Genomic DNA, 23126 nt, shown 5'->3' with positions numbered 1-23126 from the left:
CCCCCGCCCACGGCACGTAAATGAACGCCGCAGCCACCAGGGCAAATGGTTGGCGCTTGTGTTTCTGCTCGGGTTGGGCGCTGCGGCCTACCTCTACTGGCCGCTGATGCAGCGCCTGGCCAGCGAGCTGCACACCGATGTGGGCGAGCGGCGCAGCACACGCCTGGCTGATGGCACGACCCTGAACCTGGACAGCGCCAGCGCAATGAACGTCGACCTGCGCGGCCGCACCCGTCAGCTGCACCTGGTGCAGGGCCAGGTGTTCCTGGAAGTCGTGCTCGACGGGCGGGCCATGGAAGTGGAAGTGGGCAACGCCCGCATCCAGGTGTTCGGTACCCGCCTGCAGGTAGCCCGCCATGCCGGTCATGATGAACTTGTCGTACTCAGTGGCAAGGCCATGATTATCCAAGGGGGTGAACAGCGCATGGTATCGGCCGGTGAGCAGGTCACCTTCGATGACACCCGCATTGGCCCGGTGCACAAAGCTGACCTGAAAACCGCCGACAGCTGGCGCACCGGCCGCCTGAAAGCCACCGACATGCCTTTGGGGCAGGTGCTAAAGCGCCTTGCCGCCTACCAGGGGCAGCGGGTATGGATACTGGATGAACAAATGGCCCATCGGCGCGTGAGCGGCAATTTCAACCTCGACCGGCCTGGCGAAAGCTTGCAAACTCTGGCGGCGGCCCAGCATCTGCAGCTTCAAGGCGTGCTCGGGCACTGGCTTGTGGTGCGCTGAAACCACGCCCGGCGGCTAAGTTTTTGAAAGCGTGCAAATTTTTTTTGAAATGAGTGTTGACAGAGGGCCCGTTCAAGAGAATAATGCGCGCCATCGGCTACATAGCTCAGTTGGTTAGAGCATAGCATTCATAATGCTGGGGTCCGGGGTTCAAGTCCCTGTGTAGCCACCAAACAAGACGAAGGGCTTACCGCAAGGTAAGCCCTTTTTCTTTGCCTGCGAAAAAGCTGACACGCTTTCAGTTGGAGCAAGCAGTTAACCTCAACATGCAATCGCCCTTCAACGAATCCCCGTCACCGCCACCGCCAGCCCAAGGCCGATCAACGCCAGGCCGATGACTCGGTCCACCAGCGCTTGCCGGTCGATCATCGCCTTGCGCAAAACGGCACTTGAGAAAAACACCGCCACCAGGCTGAACCACAACCAGTGGGCAAAGGACATGAATGCGCCGTAGGCGAAATCAAGTGCCAGGGGGCTGCCTGGTTGCACCACCTGGGTGAAAGCACTGATAACGAACAGCATGGTCTTGGGGTTCAGGGCATTGGTCAGAAAGCCAGTGCGCAGGGCTTGCAGCACGCTGGCGGTCGATTGACTGCCACCCTCGAGGTTGATGCGCTGAGTGTTGGTGAGCGACTTGTAGCCCAGGTAGATCAGGTACCCCGCCCCCAGCACTTTCATGGCCAGGAACAGCGCGGGGCTCTGGCTGATGATCACGGCAATGCCCAGCACCGTGTACAACACGTGCACCTGGACACCCAACGCGATACCCATCGCAGCGGCCAGCCCGGCCTTGCGGCCTTGTGCATAACTGCTACGGGTGACCATGGCGAAATCGGCGCCAGGGCTGATGACGGCGAGCAAGGTGAACAGGGCGACGGCGATGATTTCGGTCATGCTGATGGCTCTCGATAGGCTATGAAAATGCACAGGCCTGGGGATTATCGAGGGCTTATGAACCAGGAAAAATCGATTTATAGTGAGGCATATCTGATAGTTTTTTTTCACAGAAAAATAACGCCTGTGCCGGCCTCTTCGCGGGCACGCCCGCTCCCACAGGGACCCCACCACACCTGAGAAAAGCACATTACCTGTGGGAGCGGGCATGCCCGCGAAGAGGCCGGCACAGGCCAAAAGGGATGCCATGAAACTGCCGCCGCTCAACGCCTTGCGCTACTTCGACATCGCCGCCCAGACCGAGAGCTTCGTGCGCGCCGCCGAGCACTTGCACGTCACCCACGGCGCGGTCAGCCGGCAAATACGCCTGCTTGAAGAAAGCCTTGGCGTGGAGCTGTTCGAGCGCCGTAACCGGGCCATCTTCCTCACCCCCGCCGGCCGTGCCCTGCAAGGCACCACCCAGGCGATTTTCGAACAGCTCGAAGGTGCCGTGCAGCGATTGCAACAACAGGCCCGCGACAATGTGCTGGTGTTGTCCTGCGAGCCGACCATCGCCATGCGCTGGTTGATCCCGCGCCTGCCCCGCTTCCATGCCGACCACCCCGACTTGCAGCTGCACCTGGTGGCCGCCGGCGGCCCACTGGACTTCGCCCGCAGCGGTGTCGACCTGGCCATCCGCCGCGATGATTTCCACTGGGACAACCAACTGTATAACCAGAAAATCTGTGATGAATGGATCGGCCCGGTGTGCCACCCCACCGCCTCCACTCAGCTCGACGGCCAACGCCTGCTGCACAGCGCCACCCGCCCTGGCGCCTGGCGCACCTGGCTGCGACACAGCGGCCAACAGGCGCGGCGTAACGAACGCAGCGACTACGAGCACTTCTACCTGTCTATCCAGGCCGCCAGCGCTGGCCTGGGCCTGGCCATGGCCTCAGCCCTGATGGTGCGCGACGAACTCGACAGCGGGCAGTTGCAGGCACCGTTCGGTTTTGTGCGTGATGGCTCGGCCTACCACCTGCTCAGCCCACAGCCTCTGAACGACAGCGGCAAGCGCCAACGCTTCACAGAGTGGGTAATGGGCGAATGCCAGCGTTGCCTGGCTCACTTGGGCTTGAGGCAGAACGACGACCCCGCGCTACCATCGCCGCCCCAGGTGCGATAGCCAGCGGTATCCAGATGGATCCGCCCGGACGGGTAGCGCCCCAGGCCCATGCTCCAGGCCTGGCCATGCTGCTGCCAGAAACGGCAGAGCGGATTGGGGTCGGTCCAGGCCGGCAGCAGGATATCGACGGCGAAGGCGCGGGTATGGGCGCTGTTGGCAGCACCGCCTGCGCACGTATTCAGACGAGGGTCGCGGTAGGCCGAAACCACCTCGAACTGGCGCAGGATGCCTTGGTCGTTTAGCATCTTGATCAGCGAAAGGGTGGAGCGCACAGCCGGCCAGTTGCCGGTAGGCGGTACGGCAAAAGGAGACGCTCTACACAGCTTCCAGTCCGAGGCCGAACGCAGCAGTTGATGGATAGGCACAACACCGTAAAGACGGGCATCCACCAGCATTTCACGGAAGGGACGGGTTTGATGGTCGCCGGCCCACTGGGCGAACATCCACAGGTCGCGTTCGTCGGCGTGGGCAGCACCCGCTATCAGCAGGCCTGCCGCCAGAAGCAGTTTTTTCATTCTTCATCCATCCCTGCATAGAGAACAAACAAAGCTACGGGGTGGATGGCACCGACTACGCGAGGTCAATCCTCAAGCAGGGTGCAAGCCATCACCAGGGCGTCTTCACGGCCGCCGGCAATCGGATAATAGTCGCGGCGGCGGCCGATTTCGTTGAAACCGTAGCGCTCGTACAAACGATAGGCCGACTGGTTGCTGGCGCGCACCTCAAGGAAACACTCGCGGCCATTGAGCTGGTAGGCCCTGGCCATCAGGTGCTCCAGCAAGCGCAGGCCCAGCCCGCGCCCCTGGTTTTCCGGTTTGACGGTGATGTTGAGCAGGTGCGCCTCGTCGATGATCACGTTGATCACCCCATGGCCAACCTGCTGCTGGCCATCGAACATCAGCCAGACTTCGTAGGACTTGAGCGCATCCTGAAAGATCCCGCGGGTCCAGGGGTGACTGAACGCGGCATATTCGATCTTAAGTACGGCTTCCAGATCCGCCTCGGTCATCGGGCGGAAACTGATCGATTCACTCATTCAACGCTCTTCCAGCGCGCCATCAGCTGGCGCATGGCTTTCCAGACCTCCGCCTTGCGCTGCGGCTCGTCCATCAACAGTTCAAGGCCCGGCAGCGCCCAGGCGTCGCCCAGGCCGTCCAGCTTGAGGGTTTGGTAATAGGCCGCAGCATCGGCGTTGCCGGCAAAGCGCAGCGCCGGCATGCCAATCAGCCACAGGCAGGTACTCGGTGCATCTTCCAGGCGCGCCTGGACAAAGCCCTGAACGAAATCGCGCGCGGCTTCGGGGCCCTGGTCCATGTTGCCGCGGACCAGCAACGGCCAGCGCACCGGCTCGCCGATGATCTGCGGGGCGTCTGGCAGGCCGGCGGCGCGCAGCATGTCCTTGAGCAGCAGGTAGGACGGGTCACGGCTCTGGAAAGGCTGGCCGGTGGCCAGTTCCACCAGCAGCAGGCAGCTGCCAGCGCGCAATAACTGCAACGAGAAGCGCGGTGGCGGCACAGGGGCCGGGCGTGGTGGTACGGGCTGCTCTTCGGCCTCCACGGGCTTGGCGGCAGGCTTGGGCAGGCTGCCTGGGCGCGGGATCTCGATTTTCGGCCGCTCACCGGAACGGGCCTGAGGAATCGCGGGCGCTTCGTTTGCAGCCGGTGCCGGCATGACCTCGAAATCGATGTCCTCGACCTGCGCCACCGGCATTAGCAGCTCGGGCCGCGACGGTGCGGCGAACGGCAGTTCGGCGCGCGGCAGCCAATGCACCACTTGCATGGCGGAAAGGTAGGCGCGGCGACGGGGTTCGGTCAGCAAGGGGCGGGTATCCGAGGGGCTCAAGGCAGTTGGGCATTCTAACGTGTACGCCGTGGTTTTTGCAGCGCCTATCAGACCGAGCGCCGCGCGGGCGGCGCTCGATCTCCACACCACCACAAAAACAACGCCATACACACACAAACCAAAAGGTTATCCCCCATTACAGACCAAGGGGTGAAAACCTCCCCCCCGTATGCAGTACAATCGCCCCCTTTTTCTTGGCAACGAGTCGAAGCCAATGATCGAACCCAAGCGCGTCCTGCGCGCCCTAGCCGAACACTGGGCCCTGATCGAGCCGCTGTGCGAGCGTTTCGACCAGGGCACCCTGAGCCTGGTAGAGCTGCGCCAGCATGTGGCCCGCCAGCAGCTCGAAAGCACGCCGCAGGACATCACCCAGCTACTCGACGTGTGGATCCGCCTGGATATCCTGGTCCCGGTGGCCAAAAGCCCGAACCGCTTCGAGCTCAACGCGCAGATCCACGACTTCCTTGCGTACCTGCGCCGCGAACACCGGCTGGGCCTGTGCCTGGAGATCGAAGCCTACCTGCGCCACCTTGAACGCCTGGCCGGCCATATCCAGGACGCCTTCGACAACCGCGACAGCGACGACCTGGCGCGCCAGCTGCGCCTGCTCGACATGCGCGTGCGCGATGTGCTGAAAAAGCTCGATAACGACGAACAGGCCCTGGTAGCCGTGGCCGAGCGGGCCAAGACCAGCAACCGGCAGATCCCGCTGCGCCAGCGTTACGCCGAAGTACTGGCCACCTGGGACGAATACGTCGAGCCGATGATCCAGCTGGTGAACGCTGACGGCGCCTTCGAACAAGGCGTGCGCAAGGTCGAGACCGTGCTGCTGAAGCTGCTGGGCGAACAGGCGCGCCTGGGCCACCTGGTCGACGACGACATGCTGCTGCGCACCCACGCACGCATCCTGGAAATGCAGACCAGCGCCCAGCTGACCCTGCGCCACGCCCGTGAACTGCTGCTGCCGCTGCGCGAAGAAGCCCGCCGTCACAACGCCGTGACCCGTGGCGCCGCGCTGGCCCTGTCGGTGATCCGGCGCAAGGGCATCGACGCCGTGCCGCAGGCGGCCATGCCGATGTTCACCCGCCCGCAGAGCACTTTCCTCGGCAGTGCCAGCCAGGTCGAAGCCTATGTGTACGCCCTGGCGCGCTTCGAGCCCAAGCCGGCGCGCTTCCCCAAGGCCCACAAGACCCAGTCCGGCGACTTGCCCCGTGCACCGCGCACGGTCAAGGAAATGGCCGAACGCTGCGAACAGGCCCTGCCGCTGCCCGACCTGATGGTCTGGCTGCTGGAACAGGAACCCGAAGGCGCCACCGACGAACTGCTGTACTGGTTCTCGCGCCTGTCGCGGGAAAAGCGCTTCAAGCGCGAACGCCTGGAACGCCGCGAGTACACCACCCAGGAACACTTGGTCAGCCTGCGCTCGTTCGCCCTGACCTCCAGCCGCGAAGACGCCACCAGCGCGCCTACCGAACCCAACGCGAGCCCAGCCCATGCATCTTGATCTTTCCGAACTGTCCCAGCTCGCGCCGATCTTCCGCGAGCTGTTCAAAGGCTTCCACGTCAGCCGCCGCGACCCCGAGCTGTACGCCCAGCTGTCGAACTTCCAGGACCAGTACCGCACCCTGTTCAAGGCCCTGGGCTTCGAGCTGGTGTGCGACACCCGCGGCTTTTATTACTTCGTGCCGGACATGACCGCCGCGCAGGTCAACAAGACCGCGCAGCGCCTGTCGCTGTTCACCTTCATCCTGGTTGAGCACCTGGCCGACCAGGGCCGTGACCCGATGGCGGTGCTCGACGGCGGCAGCATCGGTCGCGACGAACTGCCCTCGCTGCTGGACAAGTACCGCGACCTGTTCCTGCAGGCCGAAGTGCAGACCGTAGACGAGCTGGAAGAAAAAATCCTGCGCCGCATGACCCAGCTCGGCTTCGCCCATGAAGAAGGCGGCATCTACCGCTTCCTGCCGCCGATGCACCGCTTCCTCGATGTGTGCCTTTCGGTCCAGCAGGACCGCGACCTGGCCGCCACCCTGCACAGCGTCCTGCCGCTGCCGACCCCGGTGCTGGTCGAGGAAGAAAGCCCCGAAGAACTCAACCGCACCGACGACCCGCTCGACCTCACGCCTTTCGAGGGCGAGGAAAGCGAAGAGGACGCCCTGGCCCGGGCCATCCGCGAAGAGCAACAGGAGATTGACGCATGAGCCAGGAACGCTACGGCATCCGCCGCTTCGCACTGCTCAACACCGCTGGCTACAGCCTTGGGCTGTTCCCGCTGGAGCACCCGCTGTCGGTATACGGTGCCAACAACCTGGGTAAGTCGGCGTCGATCAACGCCCTGCAGTTCCCGATCCTGGCGCGTATGTCGGACATGAGCTTCGGCAAGTACAGCCTCGAGCAGTCACGCCGCTTCTACTTCGCCAGCGATACCTCGTACATTCTCTGCGAGCTGAGCCTGCCCCACGGCCCGCACGTGATCGGCGTGGTTGGCCGCGGCCCAGGCGGCGGCTTCGGTCACCAGTTCTTTGCCTACAAAGGTGAACTGGACCTGGCCCACTACCAGAAAAACGACACCTGCCTGCGCCAGAAAGAGCTGTTCACCAACCTGGAACGGCTGGGCATCAAGGCCTACGAGCTGAAGCCGGACGAACTGCGCCGCCTGCTGGTTGGCGGCCACACCTCGGTGCCGCTGGACCTGACCATGATCCCGCTGCGCTCCACCAGCGAGCAAAGCCTGAAAACCTTCCGCGCGCTGTTCATCAACCTGCTGCACATGCGCGAAATCACCGCAGCCAAGCTCAAGCAGCTGTTCCTTGACGCCTTCGAGCACAGCCTGCGTTCGGGCAGCGTCGACTATATCGCCGCGTGTGAGGAAGCCTTCCGCGACGTGCGCCGCATGGAGCAGGACTACAACGCCCTGGTGGCTGCCGGCCCCCTGGTCGAGGCCCTGGCCGGTGGTGTGGCCCAGCGCGACATACTGCGCGGCAAGCTGCACCGCATTTCGCCGGTGCTCGATACCCTGCTGGGCACCTGGCAGGAATACGCCATGGCGCGCAAGGAAGAGCTGGTTATCCAGTCCGAGCACTACCGCGGCGAGCAGGACCGCCTGCAGAACGACCAGCGCGGTGGCACTCAGGAGCTGATGCGCCTGGAGCGCGAAATCACCGGTATCCAGCGCTGGCTGGGCGAGCTGTCGGTGCTCAAGCACCGCTTTGCCTTGGTCGATGACGTCAAGGTGCTGGAACAGCAACTGCTGGCGGCCAAGGATGCCCACGACGAACTGGCCGGCGCCCTGGCACAGTCGCGCCAGTTCTCCGCCGAAGACCTGGATGAGCGTGTACGCGACCTGGAAAAACGCCTGAAGCAGGTCAAGCAGCAGCTGGACCACGCTGACAACAACAGCTACGCCCGCCTGCGCGAGGAGTTCTCGCAACAGGACGTCGACCGCCTGATGCGCCTGTTCAACGGTGCGCTGTTCAGCCTGCCGCTGGGCGACCGTGGCATCGAACTGGACGACAGCGACCTGTGGGTAAAATCGTTGGAAGCGGTACTGGACGGCTTCAAGGGCGAACGCTTCGAAGCGCCGGGGCTGTCCATCGACCTCACCCACATTGATCCACCGGCGCTGCAGGCCCTGGCCGACCGCGCCGCCCTGCGCGACCAGAAAGAGCGCCTGGAAAAAGAGCTGAAACAGCTCAAGACCCAGCAGGCGGTCACCGCCGACCGCTCCGCCTCCAAGGCGCAAACCGAAACCCTGTACCAGCAAGTGCTGGACGCGCAGAAGGCGCTGGAAGATTTCCGCCGCAGCGAAACCCTGGCCGCCGAAGAGCCCGAGAAGCTGGAGCAGCTGTCGCAACTGGAAGCCGCCCAGGACGAACTCAAGCGCTCCAGTGATGCCTTCACCGAGCGCGTCCAGCAGCTGTCGGCCAAGCTGCAGCTGGTCGGCCGACAGATCGGCGACCTCGAGTCCAAGCAGCGCACCCTGGAAGACGCCCTGCGTCGTCGCCAGCTGCTGCCGGCCGACCTGCCCTACGGCACACCCTTCATGGAAGCCATCGACGACTCGATGGACAACCTGCTGCCGCTGCTCAACGACTACCAGGACAGCTGGCAGAGCCTGCAGCGGGTAGACAACCAGATCGAGGCGCTTTACGCCCAGGTGCGCCTCAAAGGCGTGGCCAAGTTCGACAGTGAAGACGACATGGAGCGCCGCCTGCAACTGCTGGTGAACGCCTATGCGCACCGCACCGAAGAAGCCCTGACCTTGGCCAAGGCACGCCGCGCGGCGGTCACCGACATCGCCCGGACCCTGCGCAACATCCGCAGCGACTATGACAGCCTCGAGCATCAGCTGGCCCTGTTCAACCGCGAGATCAACAAGCGTCAGGTCTCCAACCTGGAAAGCTTCCGCGTGGTGCTGGCGCCGAACAAGGAAGCGCTCAAGCACATCGACCAGATCATCCACAGCGCCGGCCAGTACGAAGAAGGCGAAACCCTGTCGGTGTTCGACCTGACCCAAAGCGCCGATCAGGACAACAAGAACGAAGAGGCCAAGGAGTACCTGGCACGCCTGGTGGCGGCCAACCACAACCAGCTGGGCCTGAAAGACCTGTTCGAGCTGGCGTTCGAAATCACCAAGGTCAACGGCCAGCCGATCATCCACGCCGACATCGACGGCGCTGCCTCCAACGGCACCACCATGACCATCAAGGCGCTGACCAACATGTACTTGTTGCTGCACCTGATGGACCGCGACCTGGCCGGGCGCATCCGCCTGCCCTACTACCTGGACGAAGCAGCAGACATCGACGAACGCAACCAGGCGGCACTGCTGGAGACCAGCTTGCAGCTGGGCTTCGTACCGATTCTGGCGAGTGTGAAGCCACAGGTATCGGCGCACGTGGCGATCGACCTGGAGGGCGGCAGCGGGCCGAACGGCATCTACATCGACGAGGCGGACTGGAAGTTCATCAGCCGGCGGGATGAGGTGAAGGCGGCTGTGCGTGAGGATCAGGCCGAGGAACTGGCCTGACATCGGGGTATTGGGGCCGCTTTGCGACCCATTCGCGGGGCAAGCCCGCTCCCACAGGTACTGCACAGAGCTTGAACCTTGTGCAGTACCTGTGGGAGCGGGCTTGCCCCGCGAATGGAGGCCGCAGGCCTCCCGGCAATCTACCAGGCTATCAATGCGCCCAAGGCAGGATCGGAATTGCGGTCACCGCGTTCTGCGGGCTGCCTTCGATCATGCGGTCGCTGTACACCAGGTACACCAGCGTGTTGCGCTTCTTGTCGAGAAAGCGCACCACCTGCATGGTCTTGAACACCAGCGAGGTGCGTTCCTTGAACACTTCCTCGCCATCTTTCAACTCCCCCTTGAAGTTGATCGGCCCGACCTGACGGCAGGCAATCGACGCCTCCGCACGGTCCTCCGCCAGCCCCAAGCCACCCTTCATGCCGCCAGTCTTGGCCCGGGACAGGTAGCAAGTCACGCCCTCGACCTTGGGGTCGTCAAACGCTTCGACCACGATGCGGTCGTTCGGCCCCAGGAACTTGAAGACAGTGGACACCTGGCCGACTTCTTCGGCCCCTGCCAGCATTGGCAGCACCAGTGCCGCCACGCCAATCACCCGCTTGAACATGCTCATACCAGCACCAGATTGTCGCGGTGCACCAACTCGGGCTCCGCACTATAGCCAAGGATGGACTCGATGGTATCGGACGACTGACCAATGATCTTCTGCGCCTCCAGGGCGCTGTAGTTGGCCAGCCCGCGTGCCACTTCAACACCGTCCGGGCCAACACACACCACCATCTCGCCACGGCGGAAGCTGCCCTGCACGGTCTTCACGCCAACCGGCAGCAGGCTCTTGTTGGCCTGGCGCAGTGCCTGCACGGCACCGGCATCCAGCACCAGGGTGCCACGGGTCTGCAGGTGGCCGGCCAGCCACTGTTTGCGCGCGGCCAGCATGCCACGCTCGGGCGACAGCAAGGTACCCAGGCGCTCGCCTGCCTTGAGGCGGTCCAGCACGCGCTCGATGCGGCCACCGATGATGATGGTGTGGGCACCGGAACGGGCGGCCAGGCGCGCGGCGCGCAGCTTGGTCTGCATGCCGCCACGGCCCAGGGCACCACCGGTACCACCGGCCACGGCATCCAGCGTCGGGTCGTCGGCACGGGCTTCGTAGATCAGCTGGGCTTCGGGGTTGTTGCGCGGGTCGGCGTCAAACATGCCATCGCGGTCGGTGAGGATCACCAGCAGGTCGGCCTCGACCAGGTTGGCCACCAGCGCCGCGAGGGTGTCGTTGTCGCCGAAGCGGATTTCGTCGGTGACCACGGTGTCGTTCTCGTTGATCACCGGCACCACGCCCAGGTCGACCAGGGTGCGCAAGGTGCTGCGGGCGTTCAGGTAACGCTTGCGGTCGGACAGGTCGTCATGGGTCAGCAGGATTTGCGCGGTGTGCTTGCCATGCTCGCCGAAGCTCGACTCCCAGGCCTGCACCAAACGCATCTGGCCAAGCGCGGCAGCCGCCTGCAGCTCGTTCATCGCGCTCGGTCGCGTGGTCCAGCCCAGCTGGCTCATGCCGGCAGCCACGGCCCCGGATGAGACCAGTACCAACTCCACACCTGCCTCACGCAGCGCGACCATCTGCTCGACCCAAACGGCCATGGCGCCGCGGTCGAGGCCTTTGCCATCGGCGGTCAGTAGAGCACTGCCAATCTTCACGACCCAGCGCTTGGCGCCCGTCACCTTGCTTCGCATCTTCTTCCAACCTATGTCGAATCTGTAGATACCGTGGATACAAAAACGCCGCTCCAGAGAGCGGCGTTTAGTGTACTGCAACCGGTCAGTCGCGCACGTAAATGATTTCCGGACCGTCTTCGTCGTCCTCGAAATCATCATCCCAACCGTCATCGTCGCCGATGTCGTGCACGCTCTTGACGCCAGTACGGCGCAAGGTACGCGCGTCGTCCAGGGCCTGCAGCTGGGCGCGGGCTTCGTCTTCGATGCGCTGGTCGAGGTCGGCCAGTTCTTCGGCGTAAGCCGGGTCGTTGGCCAGGCGGTCGGCGCGGTCTTCGAGGTAGCGCATCAGGTCGTGGCTGAGCTTGTCGGTACCCTGCTTGGAGATAGCCGAGATCACGTAGACCGGGCCTTCCCACTCCAGGCGGTCGATCACCTCCTGAACACGCGCATCGCGCTCGTCGTCCATGACCATGTCCGACTTGTTCAGTACCAGCCAACGCTCACGCTCGGCCAGCGACGGGCTGAAGCGGGTCAGCTCGTTGACGATCACTTCGGCAGCATCGGCCGGGCTGCTTTCGTCCAGCGGCGCAATGTCCACCAGGTGCAACAGCACACGGGTACGCGCCAGGTGCTTGAGGAAGCGGATACCCAGGCCGGCACCTTCGGACGCGCCTTCGATCAGGCCGGGGATGTCGGCAATGACAAAGCTCTTCCAGCGGTCGACGCTGACCACGCCCAGGTTTGGCACCAGGGTGGTGAACGGGTAGTCGGCCACTTTCGGCTTGGCGGCCGATACCGAGCGGATGAAGGTACTCTTGCCGGCGTTCGGCAGGCCCAGCAGACCAACGTCGGCCAGCACTTTCATTTCCATCTTCAGGTCGCGCTGGTCACCCGGCTTGCCTGGCGTGGTCTGGCGGGGTGCACGGTTGGTGCTGGACTTGAAACGGGTGTTGCCCAAGCCGTGCCAGCCGCCCTGGGCGACCATCAGCTTCTGGCCAGGGGTGACCAGGTCACCGATCACTTCCTGGGTGGAAGCATCAATCACGGTAGTACCGACCGGCACGCGCAGGAACAGGTCTTCACCCTTCTTGCCGGTGCAGTCGGTGCTGCCGCCATTGGAGCCGCGCTGGGCTTCGTGGTGACGGGTGTAGCGATAGTCGACCAGGGTGTTCAGGTTTTCGTCGGCGACCATGTACACCGAGCCGCCGTCACCGCCGTCACCGCCGTTAGGGCCACCGTTCTCGATGAATTTTTCGCGACGGAAGCTCATGCAACCGTTGCCGCCGTCACCGGCCTTGACCCGAATGGATACTTCGTCAACAAACTTCATTAAAACCGCCTCTCGTCGGTAGACGAGTTGAATGACTCAAAAACATGAGGCTCTTGCAAAAATGAGCGCGGCGGCCCCGTACGACCGTAGAAACCAACGCCGGCAACCCAGACAAACAGCTTTGCAAGAGGCTCACCACAAACGAAAAAGCCCCGTCGCATGACGGGGCTTCTGGAGCGACGTCGCGATTAAGCGGCGACAATGCTCACGTAACGGCGCATGAACTCGCCTTTCTTCTCGAACTTGATCACGCCTTCGATCTTGGCGAACAAGGTGTGGTCCTTGCCCATGCCAACGCCGTAGCCAGCGTGGAATTCGGTGCCGCGCTGACGGACGATGATGTTGCCTGGCTTGATAACCTGGCCGCCATACATCTTCACGCCAAGGCGTTTAGATTCTGAGTCGCGACCGTTACGAGTACTACCACCAGCCTTCTTGTGAGCCATGGTTCAATTCTCCAAATAAATTCAGGGGATCTAGGGGATTAAGCCTGGATGCCGGTGATTTTGATCTCGGTGAACCACTGGCGGTGGCCCATACGCTTCATGTGGTGCTTACGACGACGGAACTTGATGATGCGAACCTTGTCGTGGCGGCCTTGCGAAACGACTTCGGCCACTACTTTAGCGCCAGCAACAACTGGAGCACCGATGGTGACTTCTTCACCGTTGGCGACCAGCAGAACGCGATCGAAAGTCACGGATTCGCCAGTGGCGACTTCCAGTTTTTCGATCTTGAGGAATTCACCTTCAGCGACTTTGTACTGCTTGCCGCCGGTAACGATTACTGCGTAAGACATGGTATTTCTCCGATAATCCTGCTCACCCAGCGCTTTATATGATGAGTATTGGCTGGCATGGCTGCACAAGGCTGGAACGGCCCGGCGCAATTGCGTAAGGCAGGTGCTGCCCAGGAAGTTAGGGTGCGCGATTGTACGCAACCCTGGTTTTGCTTGCAAGTGCCGCCCCCGGCCCGCTGGCACCGCGCCTTGACACACCGGTACCCGCGACCTAGCATGCCGCGCAACCTCACTGGAGCAGCCGATGCAACCCCAAACCTTCTACCGTGCGGTGGCTGATGATTTCAGCGCCGTCGACGAGATCATCAAGAAGCAGCTGACCTCGCGCGTGCCGCTGGTATCGAAGATCGGCGACTATATCACGTCCGCCGGTGGCAAGCGCCTGCGTCCCCTCCTGGTACTGCTGTGTGGCAAGGCCCTGGGCCGAGAAGGCGACGACCTGCGTCTGCTGGCCGCCACCATCGAATTCCTGCACACCGCCACCCTGCTGCACGACGACGTGGTCGACATGTCGGGCATGCGCCGTGGCCGCTCCACCGCCAACGCCCTGTGGGGCAACGCGCCGAGCGTGCTGGTGGGCGACTTCCTTTATTCGCGCTCGTTCGAAATGATGGTCGAACTGGGCTCGATGCCGGTCATGCAGATCCTGTCCAAGGCCACCCGCGTGATCGCCGAAGGTGAAGTGCTGCAGTTGTCGCGGGTACGCGATGCCAGCACCACCGAGGAAATCTACATGGAGGTCATCCGCGGCAAGACCGCGATGCTGTTCGAAGCCTCGACCCACAGCGCCGCCGCGCTGGCCCAAGCCACCGACGAGCAGCGCGAAGCCCTGCGCACCTTCGGTGACCACCTGGGCGTGGCCTTCCAGCTGGTCGACGACCTGCTGGACTACAAGGGCGACTCGCAAACCCTGGGCAAGAACGTCGGTGACGACCTGGCCGAGGGCAAGCCTACCCTGCCGCTGATCTACACCATGCGCGAAGGCACTGCCGAGCAGGCTGCGCTGGTACGCCAGGCGATCCAGAAAGGTGGCCTTGAGGATCTGGAGCAGATTCGCGTGGCGGTCGAAGCGTCGGGCGCACTGCAGTACACCGCCGAACTGGCGCGCGACTATGTGAAGCGCGCCATTGCCTGCCTCGAAGTGCTGCCAGCCAGTGAATACCGGGATGCCCTGGTTGAGCTGAGCGAGTTTGCGGTCGCGCGCACTCACTGACAGGCCGAGTCGTCTTCATTCGCGGGCAAGCCCGCTCCTACAGGATTCGCCTGTTAAGAGCGGGCTTGCCCGCGATGCTTTTTGTCCGGACATAATCACTTCTGGGAAAATACCTTTTACAATGTGGGTTTTTAACCGCCCGTCTGTTTGTTTGAGGAACCGAAGTGAGCACTCTGCCACCCTGCCCAAAATGCAATTCCGAGTACACCTATGAGGATGGCACTCAACTGATCTGCCCTGAATGCGCTCACGAGTGGTCAGCCAGTGGCGACGCCGAAGCGGCCAGCGACGAGGCAGTGAAGAAAGACTCGGTCGGCAACATCTTGCAGGACGGCGACACCGTCACCGTGATCAAGGACCTCAAGGTCAAGGGTTCATCTTTGGTGGTGAAGGTTGGCACAAAGGTCAAGAACATCCGCCTGTGCGACGGCGACCACGATATCGACTGCAAGATCGACGGCATCGGCGCCATGAAGCTGAAGTCCGAGTTCGTTCGCAAAGTCTGATTACACAAAAAAAGGCCAATAGGCGCTTGCTATTCTGATAATAAGAATTATTCTCATTGGAACTGGTATCCAAGGAGAATAGCCATGACTTATCTGATTGACGCCTGGCTTGACCGCCCTCACCCCTACCTGCGCATTCTTCACCGCGAAACCGGCGAAGTGTGCGCGGTGCTTGAAGAAGAAGCACTCGACGAACTGCGTGACCAGGGCGACCTGGACATGAGCGGGCTGAATTCGAGTGAACCTGGGGTGCTCAAGGAGCTGGTGCGCAACCTGTTTCTGTTCTGCTATGCGCGGGCATTGCGCCCGATGGGAACAGACTGGAACTGACAGATCTGGCGAGGGCTTCGCCCTCGTTCGCGGCACAAGGCCGCTCCTACAGGGGTACGCATTTTCCCATGGACATGCATACCCCTGTAGGAGCGGCCTTGTGCCGCGAATGGGCCGCAACGCGGCCCCAGCGGTGTTACAGAACGTCGAGCAGCTCGACGTCGAACACCAGCACGCTGTGCGGCGGGATGCTGCCAACGCCTTGGGCGCCGTAGGCCAGCTCGCTTGGCACGTACAGGCGCCATTTGCTGCCAGCGTTCATCAGCTGCAGGGCTTCGGTCCAGCCAGCAATCACGCCACCCACCGGGAATTCAGCCGGCTGGCCACGCTCGTAGGAGCTGTCGAACACGGTACCGTCGATCAGGGTGCCGTGGTAGTGCGTACGCACGTTGTCTTCGCGGGTCGGCTTGGCGCCTTCGCCTGCGGTCAGGACTTCAAACTGCAGGCCAGAGGCCAGCGTGGTGATGCCATCACGCTTGGCGTTTTCAGCCAGGAATTCCTTGCCAGCGCCAGCTGCGGCTTCAGCCTTGGCAGCCGCTTCGGCTTGCATGATGTCGCGGATCACTTTGAAGCTGGCCGACAGGTCGGCTTCGCTGACACGGCTGTCGGCGCCATTGAAGGCGTCGGTCAGGCCGGCCAAGATGGCTTCCAGGCTTACACCTGGTGGCGGGTTGTCGCGCAGCTGGCCGCCCAGCTGACGGCCGATACCGTAGCTGACGCGCGTTTCGTCGGTAGACAGATTGAGTTCGGACATTGTCGTGCTCCACTGCAGGGCGCAGTGCAGCCGCGCCCTTGATGAAAAGGGCGAGCAGCCTAGCACACTGGGCAGCTGCGAGCAGCTACCACGCCGAACGCTGGGAAATCGGCACCTTGAGGTCTTCTTCCGGGTGTGAACCCATGCCGCACATTTCGTCCTGCACCGACCAGTGCACCAGGTTCATCGAGACCAGGGGAATGGTTTGCAGCAGCTTGCGGGCATCTTCCACCGAGTGCACGCGCAAGCGCTCGCCACGGGTGTCAGACAGGGGATGGGCGTGCCCTTTGAGCCGGGCTTCAATGAGATAATCGCCGCCTTCGATGGCGATCAGGTTCACTTCGTCGACATGGCCAGCCCTGGCCTCGAGATTAAGCTGATGCAGGTTCATGTAAGCACCTCGCGATGAGAACCAGGCATGAGCGCTCATTTTTTGTACAGGCGGGCTGAAAGCACAAGCCAGAAACGACACCGCCCGTCCGTTTTGCAACAGACGGGCGGTGCATGCAGCAACCGGACTCAGTGCTTGGTCAGCTTGTCCAGGTAGCCCATGCAGAATGCCGAAACCACAAAGGTCATGTGGATGATCACGTACCACATCAGGTAGTCGGTGGAAATGTTCTGCGCATCCATGAACACCCGCAGCAGGTGAATGGAAGAAATCGCCACGATCGACGCAGCAACCTTCATCTTCAGTGACGAAGAATCCATCTTGCCCAGCCAGTTGAGCTTTTCCTTGCTCTCGTCGATGTCCAGTTGGGAGACGAAGTTTTCGTAGCCGGAAATCATCACCATCACCAGCAGGCCACCCACCAGCGACATATCGATCAGCGACAGGATCACCAGGATCAGGTCAGCTTCGCTCAGGGCGAATACGTTGGGCAGGACGTGGACCACTTCCTGGAAGAATTTCAGCGCCAGGGCCAGCAGGCCCAGTGACAGGCCGAAGTAGATCGGTGCGAGCAGCCAACGCGAGGCATACATCGCGTTTTCGAGAATACGTTCCATGGAGGGTTTTGGACTCGTCAGGTGACTAAAAAAACGACAGCGAGTATAGCCAGCCACCTGTTACAGCAAAAGCCCGGTGAATGCGGGCTGCTTTGCCGCCCATTCGCAGCACAAGGCTGCTCCTACAAGCGACCGCGATCTCCTGTAGGAGCAGCCTTGTGCTGCGAATGGGGCGCAAAGCGGCCCCCCGGCATCAATCAGGTCTCAGGATGAAACTGATAATCCCCCAGATTTCGGCACCGCTCGCCATTGATCCGCCGCAACTGGGCCTGCAGGTGCAAACACCAGATCTGCGGGTCTTCGGATACCTGGTAGCCATGCAAGGTCAGGCTGTCGACAATGGCGTTGAGCACCGATTCGGCCACCAACGGCCCATGAAACGGCCCTTGAGCCTTGATCGCGGAAGGTTGCTCACCGGCCATGCCGGCGGCGAACAGTAACGTCCACATGCCGTTGTCACCGGCCAGTGGGCGGATGCTGCATTCGATGCGGGTCACCAGGCCCAGGCACTGGCGTGTGAGGCTGAGGTTGCGCATGGCCGCGTCCCCTCCAATAAGCCTTGTTCAGCCTGACCACCAGGCTGTTTCCATCCTGAACGCTGATACTGTCCTTAAGTTCCAGCATAGAATAACCGTATCGAAAGATGGAAAACCGGCGCTGAACGGTAGCACATCGCCGCCAGCGCCGATTTATTGACTCAGGCCGGCTTGGCCTGTGCAATTACCTCTTCGAGGCGTTCCTTTTCTGCCTTCTCGATGTCTTCCTCGCTGATCATTTCGGCAATTTCCCGCAGGCGTTCCACCACGCGGGCATTGACGCTGCCCTCGGCAAACTGGCCTTGCTCATCGAGCACCCCGGCCTCCTCGCCCACCAGCAGGCTCAGCGCCTCATCAGCCTGGCTGACTGCGTAGACGTGGAACATGCCATTCTCCACGGCCTGCAGCACGCGCTCGTCAAGCATCAGCGTGGCCACGTTGGCACGCGGAATGATCACCCCCTGCTCGCCGGTCAGGCCACGCGCCTCGCACAGGCGGAAGAAACCTTCGATCTTCTCGTTGACCCCACCCACCGCCTGCACTTCACCAAACTGGTTGATAGAACCGGTGATGGCGAAGCACTGCTTGAGCGGCGTGCGCGACAAGGCTGAAATCAGCGTGCAGGCTTCGCCCAGCGAGGCACTGTCACCGTCTACATAACCGTAGGACTGCTCCAGGGCAATGCTCGCGGAAATCGCCAGCGGGAACTCCTGGGCATACCGGCTGCCCAGGTAACCGGTGAGGATCATCACACCCTTGGAGTGGATCGGCTGGCCAAGGTTGACCTCACGTTCGATGTCGACGATGCCGCTGCCGCCCGGGTACACAGTGGCAGAAATACGCGCCGGCATACCGAACGCCGAGTCGCCCACTTCCAGCACGGTCAGGCCGTTGCACTTGCCAATGGCCGCACCCTCGGTGTCGATCAGGATGATGCCGGCCAGCATGTCGTCCAGCACCCGTTGCGAAACGCGCCCGGTGCGGGTGGCCTTGGCTTTGAGCGCACGTTCGATGTGCCCGGCGTCGGTCATTTCGTCACTGGCCAGCTGACGGATGAAATCGGCTTCGCTGACCAGCTGGAACAAGTCGCCGATGCGCGCCGACAGGCGTGACTGGTTCTCTGCCAGGCGGGCGCTGTAGGTGGCCAGGCGTGCGACCGCGTCACTGGTCAGCGGCGCCATGCCCTCCTCGTTGGTGCGGGTGCGCAACAGCTGGGCGAACTGCTCCAGGTTTTCGTCGACCATGGGCATGTCTTCGTCGAAGTCCACCAGCACGCGGAACATCTCCTGGAAGTCCGGGTCGTGGTCCTGCAGTGCGTAGTACAGCTGGCGGGAGCCGATAATCACCAGCTTCACGTTGAGCGGAATCATCTGCGGCTGAAGGCTGACGGTGGCAACACGGCCCAGCTCGCCGATCGGGGATTCCATCTTCAGCTTGCGCGACTGCAGGGCACGCTTGAGCGCATCCCACACGAACGGCTCGCCCAGCATCTTCTCCGCTTCAAGAATCAGGAAACCGCCGTTGGCCCGGTGCAACGCGCCTGGGCGCAGCTGCCGGTACGAAGTGTACAGCGCGCCCTGGTCGGTGCTGTATTCGATACGGCCGAACAGGTTGTCGTAAGTCGGGTGCGGCTCGAACACGACCGGCGCGCCGCCGGCGGCATGGTGGCCGACCACCAGGCTTGGGGCGTACTGCTCTTCAAGCAGCTTGCGTGCAGCGGCGTCGGTCTTGCTGTCGTCGACCAGTTGCTCGACCACGGTGCGCAGCAGGTTCAGCTGCACCGACTGCAGGTAGGCGCACACCGCTGCGTTCTCGGCGTACTTTTCTGACAGCGGCGCCAGCAAAGGCTGCAACGCCAGGGTGATGGTTTCTTCGTTGAGCTGGCGCAGCTGGTTGTTCGACTCACGCTTCCATTGCGGCAGGCTGGCCAGCTCTTCGTTCAGCTGTTCCTCCAGCAAGGCAATGTCTTCGTGAAACTGCTCGCGCACCGCTTCGGGCAACTGGGCGAACTCGGCTTCGTCCAGCGCCTTGCCATCGGCCATCGGCGTAAAGGCGACGTTGCTGGCATCGCGGTACAAAGCCACGTCCTTTTCCAGCGAGGCCCGCTCGATCACATCCAGGGCGCGGTCATAGCGCTGGTTGAAGGCACGGTCGATGGCACCTTTTTTCTGCTGATACGACGGGTGCTCGAACACGGCCGGGAAGGTCGACAGCAGGTTGTCGATCAAACCGCCCATATCGCTGATGAACTCGGCGGCGCTTCCAGACGGCAACTCCAGCGCGCGTGGTTCCCGAGTGTCGTCGAAGTGGTTGACGTAAACCCAGTCGGCCGGGGTCTGCTGGCGCTTGCCCTCAGCCTTGAGGTAGCGCTTGACGAACGAGAAGCGCCCGGTGCCGGGCTCGCCCATCACATACACGTTGTAACCGGGGCGCGGCATGGCCACGCCGAACTGCAGGGCCTCGACAGCACGTTCCTGGCCCAGGACTCCGCGAAACGGCTCCAGATCGTCGGTGTGGGTAAAAGCAAACTGCTCGGGGGAGAAACGCCGGGTCAGGGCTTCAGGCGCGAGACGCAGGCGCGCAGCGACAGGATCGGGCATTGGGTTTCCTTACTTCGGCGGGCAGATGAGCAGCATTCTGGCGCTGCCCGCGCGCGCCTTGCAAGGCTCCACAGGACTTTATGTCGCAGCCGGTGCAGGTCATGTAGCAGCAAATTTTTCGCAATCAACAACGCAACCTTTAGATCGTGCCTAAACTCCAAGCTGCGCGGGTGGGTGAAAAGCTTTCCCGACCTGGCAACCGAGTTGCCAGAAACCCTGACCCTTGGTTAAGACAAAGAGAACAAATGCTATGAAACGGATTCTTCTGGGTACTCTGTTCACCGTGGTCTCGCTGAACGCCATGGCAGAAGCGCCAGGCGGCCCGAACTGCGGCTGGGGCAACATGCTGTTCGAAGGCCAGCGTGGCACGCCGGCACACTTCCTTGCTTCTACTACCAACGGCACCTCCGGTAACGCCACCTTCGGCATGACCTCCGGTACCAACGGCTGCTCCACCAAGGCTTCGCTGACCTACGGCGGCAAGTCCTGGTTTGCCATGAACGGCATGATGAACGAGCTGTCCGAAGACATGGCCATGGGCCAGGGCGAAGCGCTGACCACCTATGCCGTAGTGCTCGGCGTGGCCCCGGAAGACCGCGTCTACTTCAACTCGGTTACCCACCAGCACTTCAACCAGATCTTCAGCAGCGCCGATGTCACTGCCGAAACTGTCCACAGCAACACCCTGGCGGTTCTGAAGAGCGACCCACGCCTGGCCAAATACGCTACCGAGGCCTAAGCACTGCTGTTCCCGCCCCCACGGGGGCGGGTTTCGCCTTTTCGGCATCGTGAAGAAGTAGTTGCCCGATATGCTCAAACGCCTCGCTTCCCTGGCGCTGTGTGCCTGCGCCCCTGTTCATGCCGCGCCCGTGCTGGATCAAGGCCGTCTCCAGCAACTGGCCAATACCCCTTACTGGCTCGCCATTGGTCACTACGAAACCGCCAAGCTCGGCGGCTGGCGTAGCTATGTGGACGACGATGCGTTCTTCCTCGCCGCAGACGGTGCGCACCACCCGGATCAAGAACTCAAGGCTACGGTCGATGCGCTGTATGCCCCGGCCAGCCTAGGCGACAAGCACGCGCAGTGCGTGTTCCCCGCGCGCACCCGCTGGCTGCGCGAACAGCTCGACCTGCCAGGGTTGCCGCAGCCGGACTGCCAGGAATTCAAGACCTGGTACCAGTCGATCGACCCGCACAGCGCCGCGCTGATCTTCCCGGCGGCCTACCTGAACAGCCCGTCGTCGATGTTCGGCCACACCCTGCTGCGCATCGACCAGTCCAGCACCCGCAACGACGACACCACGCTGCTGAGCTACGCAATCAACTTCGGCGCCTACATCGAAGGCAGCGACAACAGCATCCTGTACGCCTGGAAGGGCCTGATGGGCGGCTACCCGGGGCTGTTCGCCCTGATGCCCTACCAGGAAAAACTGTCCGAATACCGCAGCCTCGAAAACCGCGACCTGTGGGAATACCAGCTGGACCTCACCCCCGAAGAAACCGGGCGCATGGTCGAGCATGTGTGGGAGTTGAAGCAGATCCAGTTCGACTATTTCTTCTTCGACGAAAACTGCTCGTATCGGTTACTGGAGCTGCTGCAAGTGGCTCGGCCGAGCCTGGACCTGACCTCGCAGTTCCCGCTGACCGCCATCCCCACCGATACGGTGAAGGCCGTGAAGCAGTCCGGCCTGGTCGCCAGCGAGGTTTACCGCCCCTCTCGCGAACGTGAGTTGCTCGCCCGGGCGGAGCCGCTTGATCACAATGAAAAGCATCAGGTGCTGGCCGTGAGTGCCAATACCGCACAGTTGCAGAGCCCCGAATTCAAGGCCCTGCCCCGTGAACGCCAGGCGTTGGTGCAGGACGCCGCATATCGCCTGGAGCGCTACCGGGCCAACGGCCAGGAGCGCGACCCCGGCCAAGCGAAGCGCAGCTTCGAACTGCTGCGCGCGATCAACAGCAACCCGCCGCCGCCCTTGCAGATCGAGCGCCCCGGCCTGCCCGAGGATGGCCATGACTCTCGCACCTGGCAGCTGGGCGTAGGCACCCGTGAAGACCGCGCTTACGCCGAGTACGGCCTGCGCATGGCCTACCACGACCTGAACGACAATGCCTATGGCTTCCCGCTGGGTGCGCAAATCGAGATCCTGCAGCTGAAGGTACGCCAGTACGAGGGTAATGACTGGCAGGTGCAGCGCCTGGACCTGGCCACCATTCGCTCGCTGACGCCCCGCAACGAACTGCTCAAACCCTGGTCGTGGCAAGTGGCCGGCGGCCTGGAGCGGGTGCCAGGCAAACATGATGACGAGGTCTTGGTCAGCCACGTGAACGGCGGCGCCGGCGGCACCTGGCAATTGGCCGACGGGTTGCTGGGTTTTGCTCTGGGTACGGTGCGGGTCGAGCATCACAACGACTTCGCCCAGTTCATCGCCCCGGCGGCAGGGTTCAATGGCGGCCTGCTGTGGCGCAACGGCTTGGGCAACATGACGCTGGAGGCCAAGGGTGATTACTTCACCAATGGCGAGGTGCGGCGCAAAGTGAGCCTGAACCAGCAGTGGGAAATCAGCCAGAACCTGGGGTTGAGGTTGAGTGCTTCGAGAGAGTTCAGCCACCTCGCTACTGCGCAGAACGAAGTCATGCTCGAATTGAAGTGGTACCACTACTGAGTGATCCAATC

24 protein-coding genes and 1 tRNA gene are annotated in these 23126 nt (G+C 62.4%); 11 read left to right on the top strand and 14 right to left on the bottom strand.

Annotation, left to right across the window (positions count from 1 at the left end):
- Nucleotides 1-736 (top strand): FecR family protein (locus AC07XM_RS21755; protein WP_102690338.1); only part of this gene is annotated, 736 nt, incomplete at its 5' end.
- A gap of 95 nt (nt 737-831) precedes the next feature.
- A tRNA-Met gene (locus AC07XM_RS21750) sits at nt 832-908 on the top strand.
- Between the two features lie 107 nt (nt 909-1015).
- Here the strand turns inward: AC07XM_RS21750 and AC07XM_RS21745 are convergent.
- Nucleotides 1016-1630 (bottom strand): LysE family translocator, encoded by a 615-nt coding sequence (locus tag AC07XM_RS21745; protein ID WP_016484842.1) that lies wholly within the window; start codon nt 1628-1630, stop codon nt 1016-1018.
- Nucleotides 1631-1877: 247 nt separating this feature from the next.
- Between AC07XM_RS21745 and AC07XM_RS21740 the strand changes: the two genes are divergently transcribed.
- Nucleotides 1878-2795: a LysR substrate-binding domain-containing protein gene (locus AC07XM_RS21740; RefSeq protein ID WP_016484841.1), complete on the top strand. Its 918-nt coding sequence runs from the start codon at nt 1878-1880 to the stop codon at nt 2793-2795.
- Here AC07XM_RS21740 and AC07XM_RS21735 read toward each other — a convergent pair.
- The 3 genes from AC07XM_RS21735 to AC07XM_RS21725 all read right to left on the bottom strand — a co-directional run bounded on the left by AC07XM_RS21735 (nt 2735) and on the right by AC07XM_RS21725 (nt 4613).
- A complete protein-coding gene (locus tag AC07XM_RS21735) occupies nt 2735-3310 on the bottom strand; it encodes a D-Ala-D-Ala carboxypeptidase family metallohydrolase (protein WP_016484840.1) in 576 nt (191 codons plus the stop codon). The two genes, AC07XM_RS21740 and AC07XM_RS21735, sit on opposite strands and share 61 nt — an antisense overlap.
- Before the next feature lie 65 nt (nt 3311-3375).
- Nucleotides 3376-3831 (bottom strand): ribosomal protein S18-alanine N-acetyltransferase, encoded by a 456-nt coding sequence (gene rimI / locus AC07XM_RS21730; RefSeq protein ID WP_016484839.1) that lies wholly within the window; start codon nt 3829-3831, stop codon nt 3376-3378.
- Nucleotides 3828-4613 (bottom strand): energy transducer TonB, encoded by a 786-nt coding sequence (locus AC07XM_RS21725; protein WP_095115875.1) that lies wholly within the window; start codon nt 4611-4613, stop codon nt 3828-3830. Before AC07XM_RS21725 ends, rimI begins: the two co-directional genes overlap by 4 nt.
- A 238-nt stretch (nt 4614-4851) precedes the next feature.
- On the opposite strand from AC07XM_RS21725, the gene mksB reads away from it, so the two are divergent.
- From mksB to mksF, 3 genes are read left to right on the top strand one after another with little or no spacing between them, the layout of a single operon-like run.
- The gene (gene mksB, locus AC07XM_RS21720) at nt 4852-6141 is read left to right on the top strand and encodes an Mks condensin complex protein MksB (RefSeq protein ID WP_016484837.1); all 1290 of its coding nucleotides are present in this window, start codon (nt 4852-4854) and stop codon (nt 6139-6141) included.
- Nucleotides 6131-6838, top strand: coding sequence for an Mks condensin complex protein MksE (mksE, locus tag AC07XM_RS21715; protein WP_016484836.1), 708 nt, complete (start codon nt 6131-6133; stop codon nt 6836-6838). Before mksB ends, mksE begins: the two co-directional genes overlap by 11 nt.
- The gene (gene mksF / locus AC07XM_RS21710) at nt 6835-9666 is read left to right on the top strand and encodes an Mks condensin complex protein MksF (protein ID WP_102689441.1); all 2832 of its coding nucleotides are present in this window, start codon (nt 6835-6837) and stop codon (nt 9664-9666) included. The genes mksE and mksF overlap by 4 nt, the downstream gene beginning before the upstream one ends.
- A gap of 151 nt (nt 9667-9817) precedes the next feature.
- Here the strand turns inward: mksF and AC07XM_RS21705 are convergent, their stop codons facing one another.
- From AC07XM_RS21705 to rplU, 5 genes are all read right to left on the bottom strand, one after another.
- On the bottom strand, nt 9818-10279 hold the full coding sequence (locus AC07XM_RS21705) for a CreA family protein (RefSeq protein ID WP_016484834.1): 462 nt from the start codon (nt 10277-10279) through the stop codon (nt 9818-9820).
- A complete protein-coding gene (gene proB, locus AC07XM_RS21700) occupies nt 10276-11394 on the bottom strand; it encodes a glutamate 5-kinase (RefSeq protein WP_016484833.1) in 1119 nt (372 codons plus the stop codon). Before proB ends, AC07XM_RS21705 begins: the two co-directional genes overlap by 4 nt.
- A gap of 85 nt (nt 11395-11479) precedes the next feature.
- Nucleotides 11480-12706: an Obg family GTPase CgtA gene (gene cgtA, locus AC07XM_RS21695; RefSeq protein ID WP_016484832.1), complete on the bottom strand. Its 1227-nt coding sequence runs from the start codon at nt 12704-12706 to the stop codon at nt 11480-11482.
- A 188-nt stretch (nt 12707-12894) separates the two neighbouring features.
- Nucleotides 12895-13152: a 50S ribosomal protein L27 gene (gene rpmA / locus AC07XM_RS21690; RefSeq protein WP_003247464.1), complete on the bottom strand. Its 258-nt coding sequence runs from the start codon at nt 13150-13152 to the stop codon at nt 12895-12897.
- A gap of 38 nt (nt 13153-13190) precedes the next feature.
- Nucleotides 13191-13505: a 50S ribosomal protein L21 gene (rplU, locus tag AC07XM_RS21685; protein ID WP_003247466.1), complete on the bottom strand. Its 315-nt coding sequence runs from the start codon at nt 13503-13505 to the stop codon at nt 13191-13193.
- A 244-nt stretch (nt 13506-13749) separates the two neighbouring features.
- Here rplU and AC07XM_RS21680 point away from each other — a divergent pair, with 244 nt between their 5' ends.
- The 3 genes from AC07XM_RS21680 (at nt 13750) to AC07XM_RS21670 (ending at nt 15554) form a co-directional block, all read left to right on the top strand.
- Nucleotides 13750-14718, top strand: coding sequence for a polyprenyl synthetase family protein (locus AC07XM_RS21680; RefSeq protein ID WP_016484831.1), 969 nt, complete (start codon nt 13750-13752; stop codon nt 14716-14718).
- Nucleotides 14719-14882: 164 nt separating this feature from the next.
- The gene (locus tag AC07XM_RS21675; protein ID WP_016484830.1) at nt 14883-15224 is read left to right on the top strand and encodes a zinc ribbon domain-containing protein YjdM; all 342 of its coding nucleotides are present in this window, start codon (nt 14883-14885) and stop codon (nt 15222-15224) included.
- 84 nt (nt 15225-15308) lie between these two features.
- Nucleotides 15309-15554 carry a PA4570 family protein gene (locus AC07XM_RS21670; protein WP_016484829.1) on the top strand — a complete coding sequence of 82 codons (246 nt, stop codon included), beginning with the start codon at nt 15309-15311 and terminating at the stop codon, nt 15552-15554.
- A 136-nt stretch (nt 15555-15690) separates the two neighbouring features.
- Here the strand turns inward: AC07XM_RS21670 and bamJ are convergent, their stop codons facing one another.
- The 5 genes from bamJ to AC07XM_RS21645 all read right to left on the bottom strand — a co-directional run bounded on the left by bamJ (nt 15691) and on the right by AC07XM_RS21645 (nt 20452).
- Nucleotides 15691-16308, bottom strand: a complete 618-nt coding sequence (gene bamJ / locus AC07XM_RS21665) for a BamJ family beta-barrel-assembly machinery protein (protein WP_016484828.1) — start codon at nt 16306-16308, stop codon at nt 15691-15693.
- Between the two features lie 85 nt (nt 16309-16393).
- Complete coding sequence (locus AC07XM_RS21660) at nt 16394-16699, bottom strand: DUF6482 family protein (RefSeq protein WP_016484827.1); 306 nt, start codon at nt 16697-16699, stop codon at nt 16394-16396.
- A gap of 128 nt (nt 16700-16827) precedes the next feature.
- Nucleotides 16828-17316, bottom strand: a complete 489-nt coding sequence (locus AC07XM_RS21655; protein WP_003247486.1) for a TIGR00645 family protein — start codon at nt 17314-17316, stop codon at nt 16828-16830.
- Between the two features lie 197 nt (nt 17317-17513).
- A complete protein-coding gene (locus AC07XM_RS21650) occupies nt 17514-17852 on the bottom strand; it encodes a PA4575 family protein (RefSeq protein ID WP_016484826.1) in 339 nt (112 codons plus the stop codon).
- A 161-nt stretch (nt 17853-18013) separates the two neighbouring features.
- The gene (locus tag AC07XM_RS21645) at nt 18014-20452 is read right to left on the bottom strand and encodes a Lon protease family protein (protein ID WP_016484825.1); all 2439 of its coding nucleotides are present in this window, start codon (nt 20450-20452) and stop codon (nt 18014-18016) included.
- 250 nt (nt 20453-20702) lie between these two features.
- Between AC07XM_RS21645 and AC07XM_RS21640 the strand changes: the two genes are divergently transcribed.
- Both AC07XM_RS21640 and AC07XM_RS21635 read left to right on the top strand, forming a co-directional pair.
- Entirely contained in the window at nt 20703-21191 is a 489-nt protein-coding gene (locus AC07XM_RS21640) for a DUF3015 domain-containing protein (protein ID WP_016484824.1), read from the top strand.
- Between the two features lie 70 nt (nt 21192-21261).
- Nucleotides 21262-23115, top strand: a complete 1854-nt coding sequence (locus AC07XM_RS21635) for an Lnb N-terminal periplasmic domain-containing protein (protein ID WP_016484823.1) — start codon at nt 21262-21264, stop codon at nt 23113-23115.
- The last annotated feature ends 11 nt before the right edge of the window (nt 23116-23126 follow it).

It is taken from the genome of Pseudomonas sp. GW460-LB5, assembly GCF_059423245.1.
This window is presented reverse-complemented; position numbering and strand designations above follow the sequence as displayed.

Coding starts and splice junctions, on each gene's coding strand:
- AC07XM_RS21745 (WP_016484842.1), bottom strand. CDS start 1,630: ATGACCGAAATCATCGCCGTCGCCCTGTTCACCTTGCTCGCCGTCATC.
- AC07XM_RS21740 (WP_016484841.1), top strand. CDS start 1,878: ATGAAACTGCCGCCGCTCAACGCCTTGCGCTACTTCGACATCGCCGCC.
- AC07XM_RS21735 (WP_016484840.1), bottom strand. CDS start 3,310: ATGAAAAAACTGCTTCTGGCGGCAGGCCTGCTGATAGCGGGTGCTGCC.
- rimI (WP_016484839.1), bottom strand. CDS start 3,831: ATGAGTGAATCGATCAGTTTCCGCCCGATGACCGAGGCGGATCTGGAA.
- mksB (WP_016484837.1), top strand. CDS start 4,852: ATGATCGAACCCAAGCGCGTCCTGCGCGCCCTAGCCGAACACTGGGCC.
- mksE (WP_016484836.1), top strand. CDS start 6,131: ATGCATCTTGATCTTTCCGAACTGTCCCAGCTCGCGCCGATCTTCCGC.
- mksF (WP_102689441.1), top strand. CDS start 6,835: ATGAGCCAGGAACGCTACGGCATCCGCCGCTTCGCACTGCTCAACACC.
- AC07XM_RS21705 (WP_016484834.1), bottom strand. CDS start 10,279: ATGAGCATGTTCAAGCGGGTGATTGGCGTGGCGGCACTGGTGCTGCCA.
- proB (WP_016484833.1), bottom strand. CDS start 11,394: ATGCGAAGCAAGGTGACGGGCGCCAAGCGCTGGGTCGTGAAGATTGGC.
- cgtA (WP_016484832.1), bottom strand. CDS start 12,706: ATGAAGTTTGTTGACGAAGTATCCATTCGGGTCAAGGCCGGTGACGGC.
- rpmA (WP_003247464.1), bottom strand. CDS start 13,152: ATGGCTCACAAGAAGGCTGGTGGTAGTACTCGTAACGGTCGCGACTCA.
- rplU (WP_003247466.1), bottom strand. CDS start 13,505: ATGTCTTACGCAGTAATCGTTACCGGCGGCAAGCAGTACAAAGTCGCT.
- AC07XM_RS21680 (WP_016484831.1), top strand. CDS start 13,750: ATGCAACCCCAAACCTTCTACCGTGCGGTGGCTGATGATTTCAGCGCC.
- AC07XM_RS21670 (WP_016484829.1), top strand. CDS start 15,309: ATGACTTATCTGATTGACGCCTGGCTTGACCGCCCTCACCCCTACCTG.
- bamJ (WP_016484828.1), bottom strand. CDS start 16,308: ATGTCCGAACTCAATCTGTCTACCGACGAAACGCGCGTCAGCTACGGT.
- AC07XM_RS21660 (WP_016484827.1), bottom strand. CDS start 16,699: ATGAACCTGCATCAGCTTAATCTCGAGGCCAGGGCTGGCCATGTCGAC.
- AC07XM_RS21655 (WP_003247486.1), bottom strand. CDS start 17,316: ATGGAACGTATTCTCGAAAACGCGATGTATGCCTCGCGTTGGCTGCTC.
- AC07XM_RS21650 (WP_016484826.1), bottom strand. CDS start 17,852: ATGCGCAACCTCAGCCTCACACGCCAGTGCCTGGGCCTGGTGACCCGC.
- AC07XM_RS21645 (WP_016484825.1), bottom strand. CDS start 20,452: ATGCCCGATCCTGTCGCTGCGCGCCTGCGTCTCGCGCCTGAAGCCCTG.
- AC07XM_RS21640 (WP_016484824.1), top strand. CDS start 20,703: ATGAAACGGATTCTTCTGGGTACTCTGTTCACCGTGGTCTCGCTGAAC.
- AC07XM_RS21635 (WP_016484823.1), top strand. CDS start 21,262: ATGCTCAAACGCCTCGCTTCCCTGGCGCTGTGTGCCTGCGCCCCTGTT.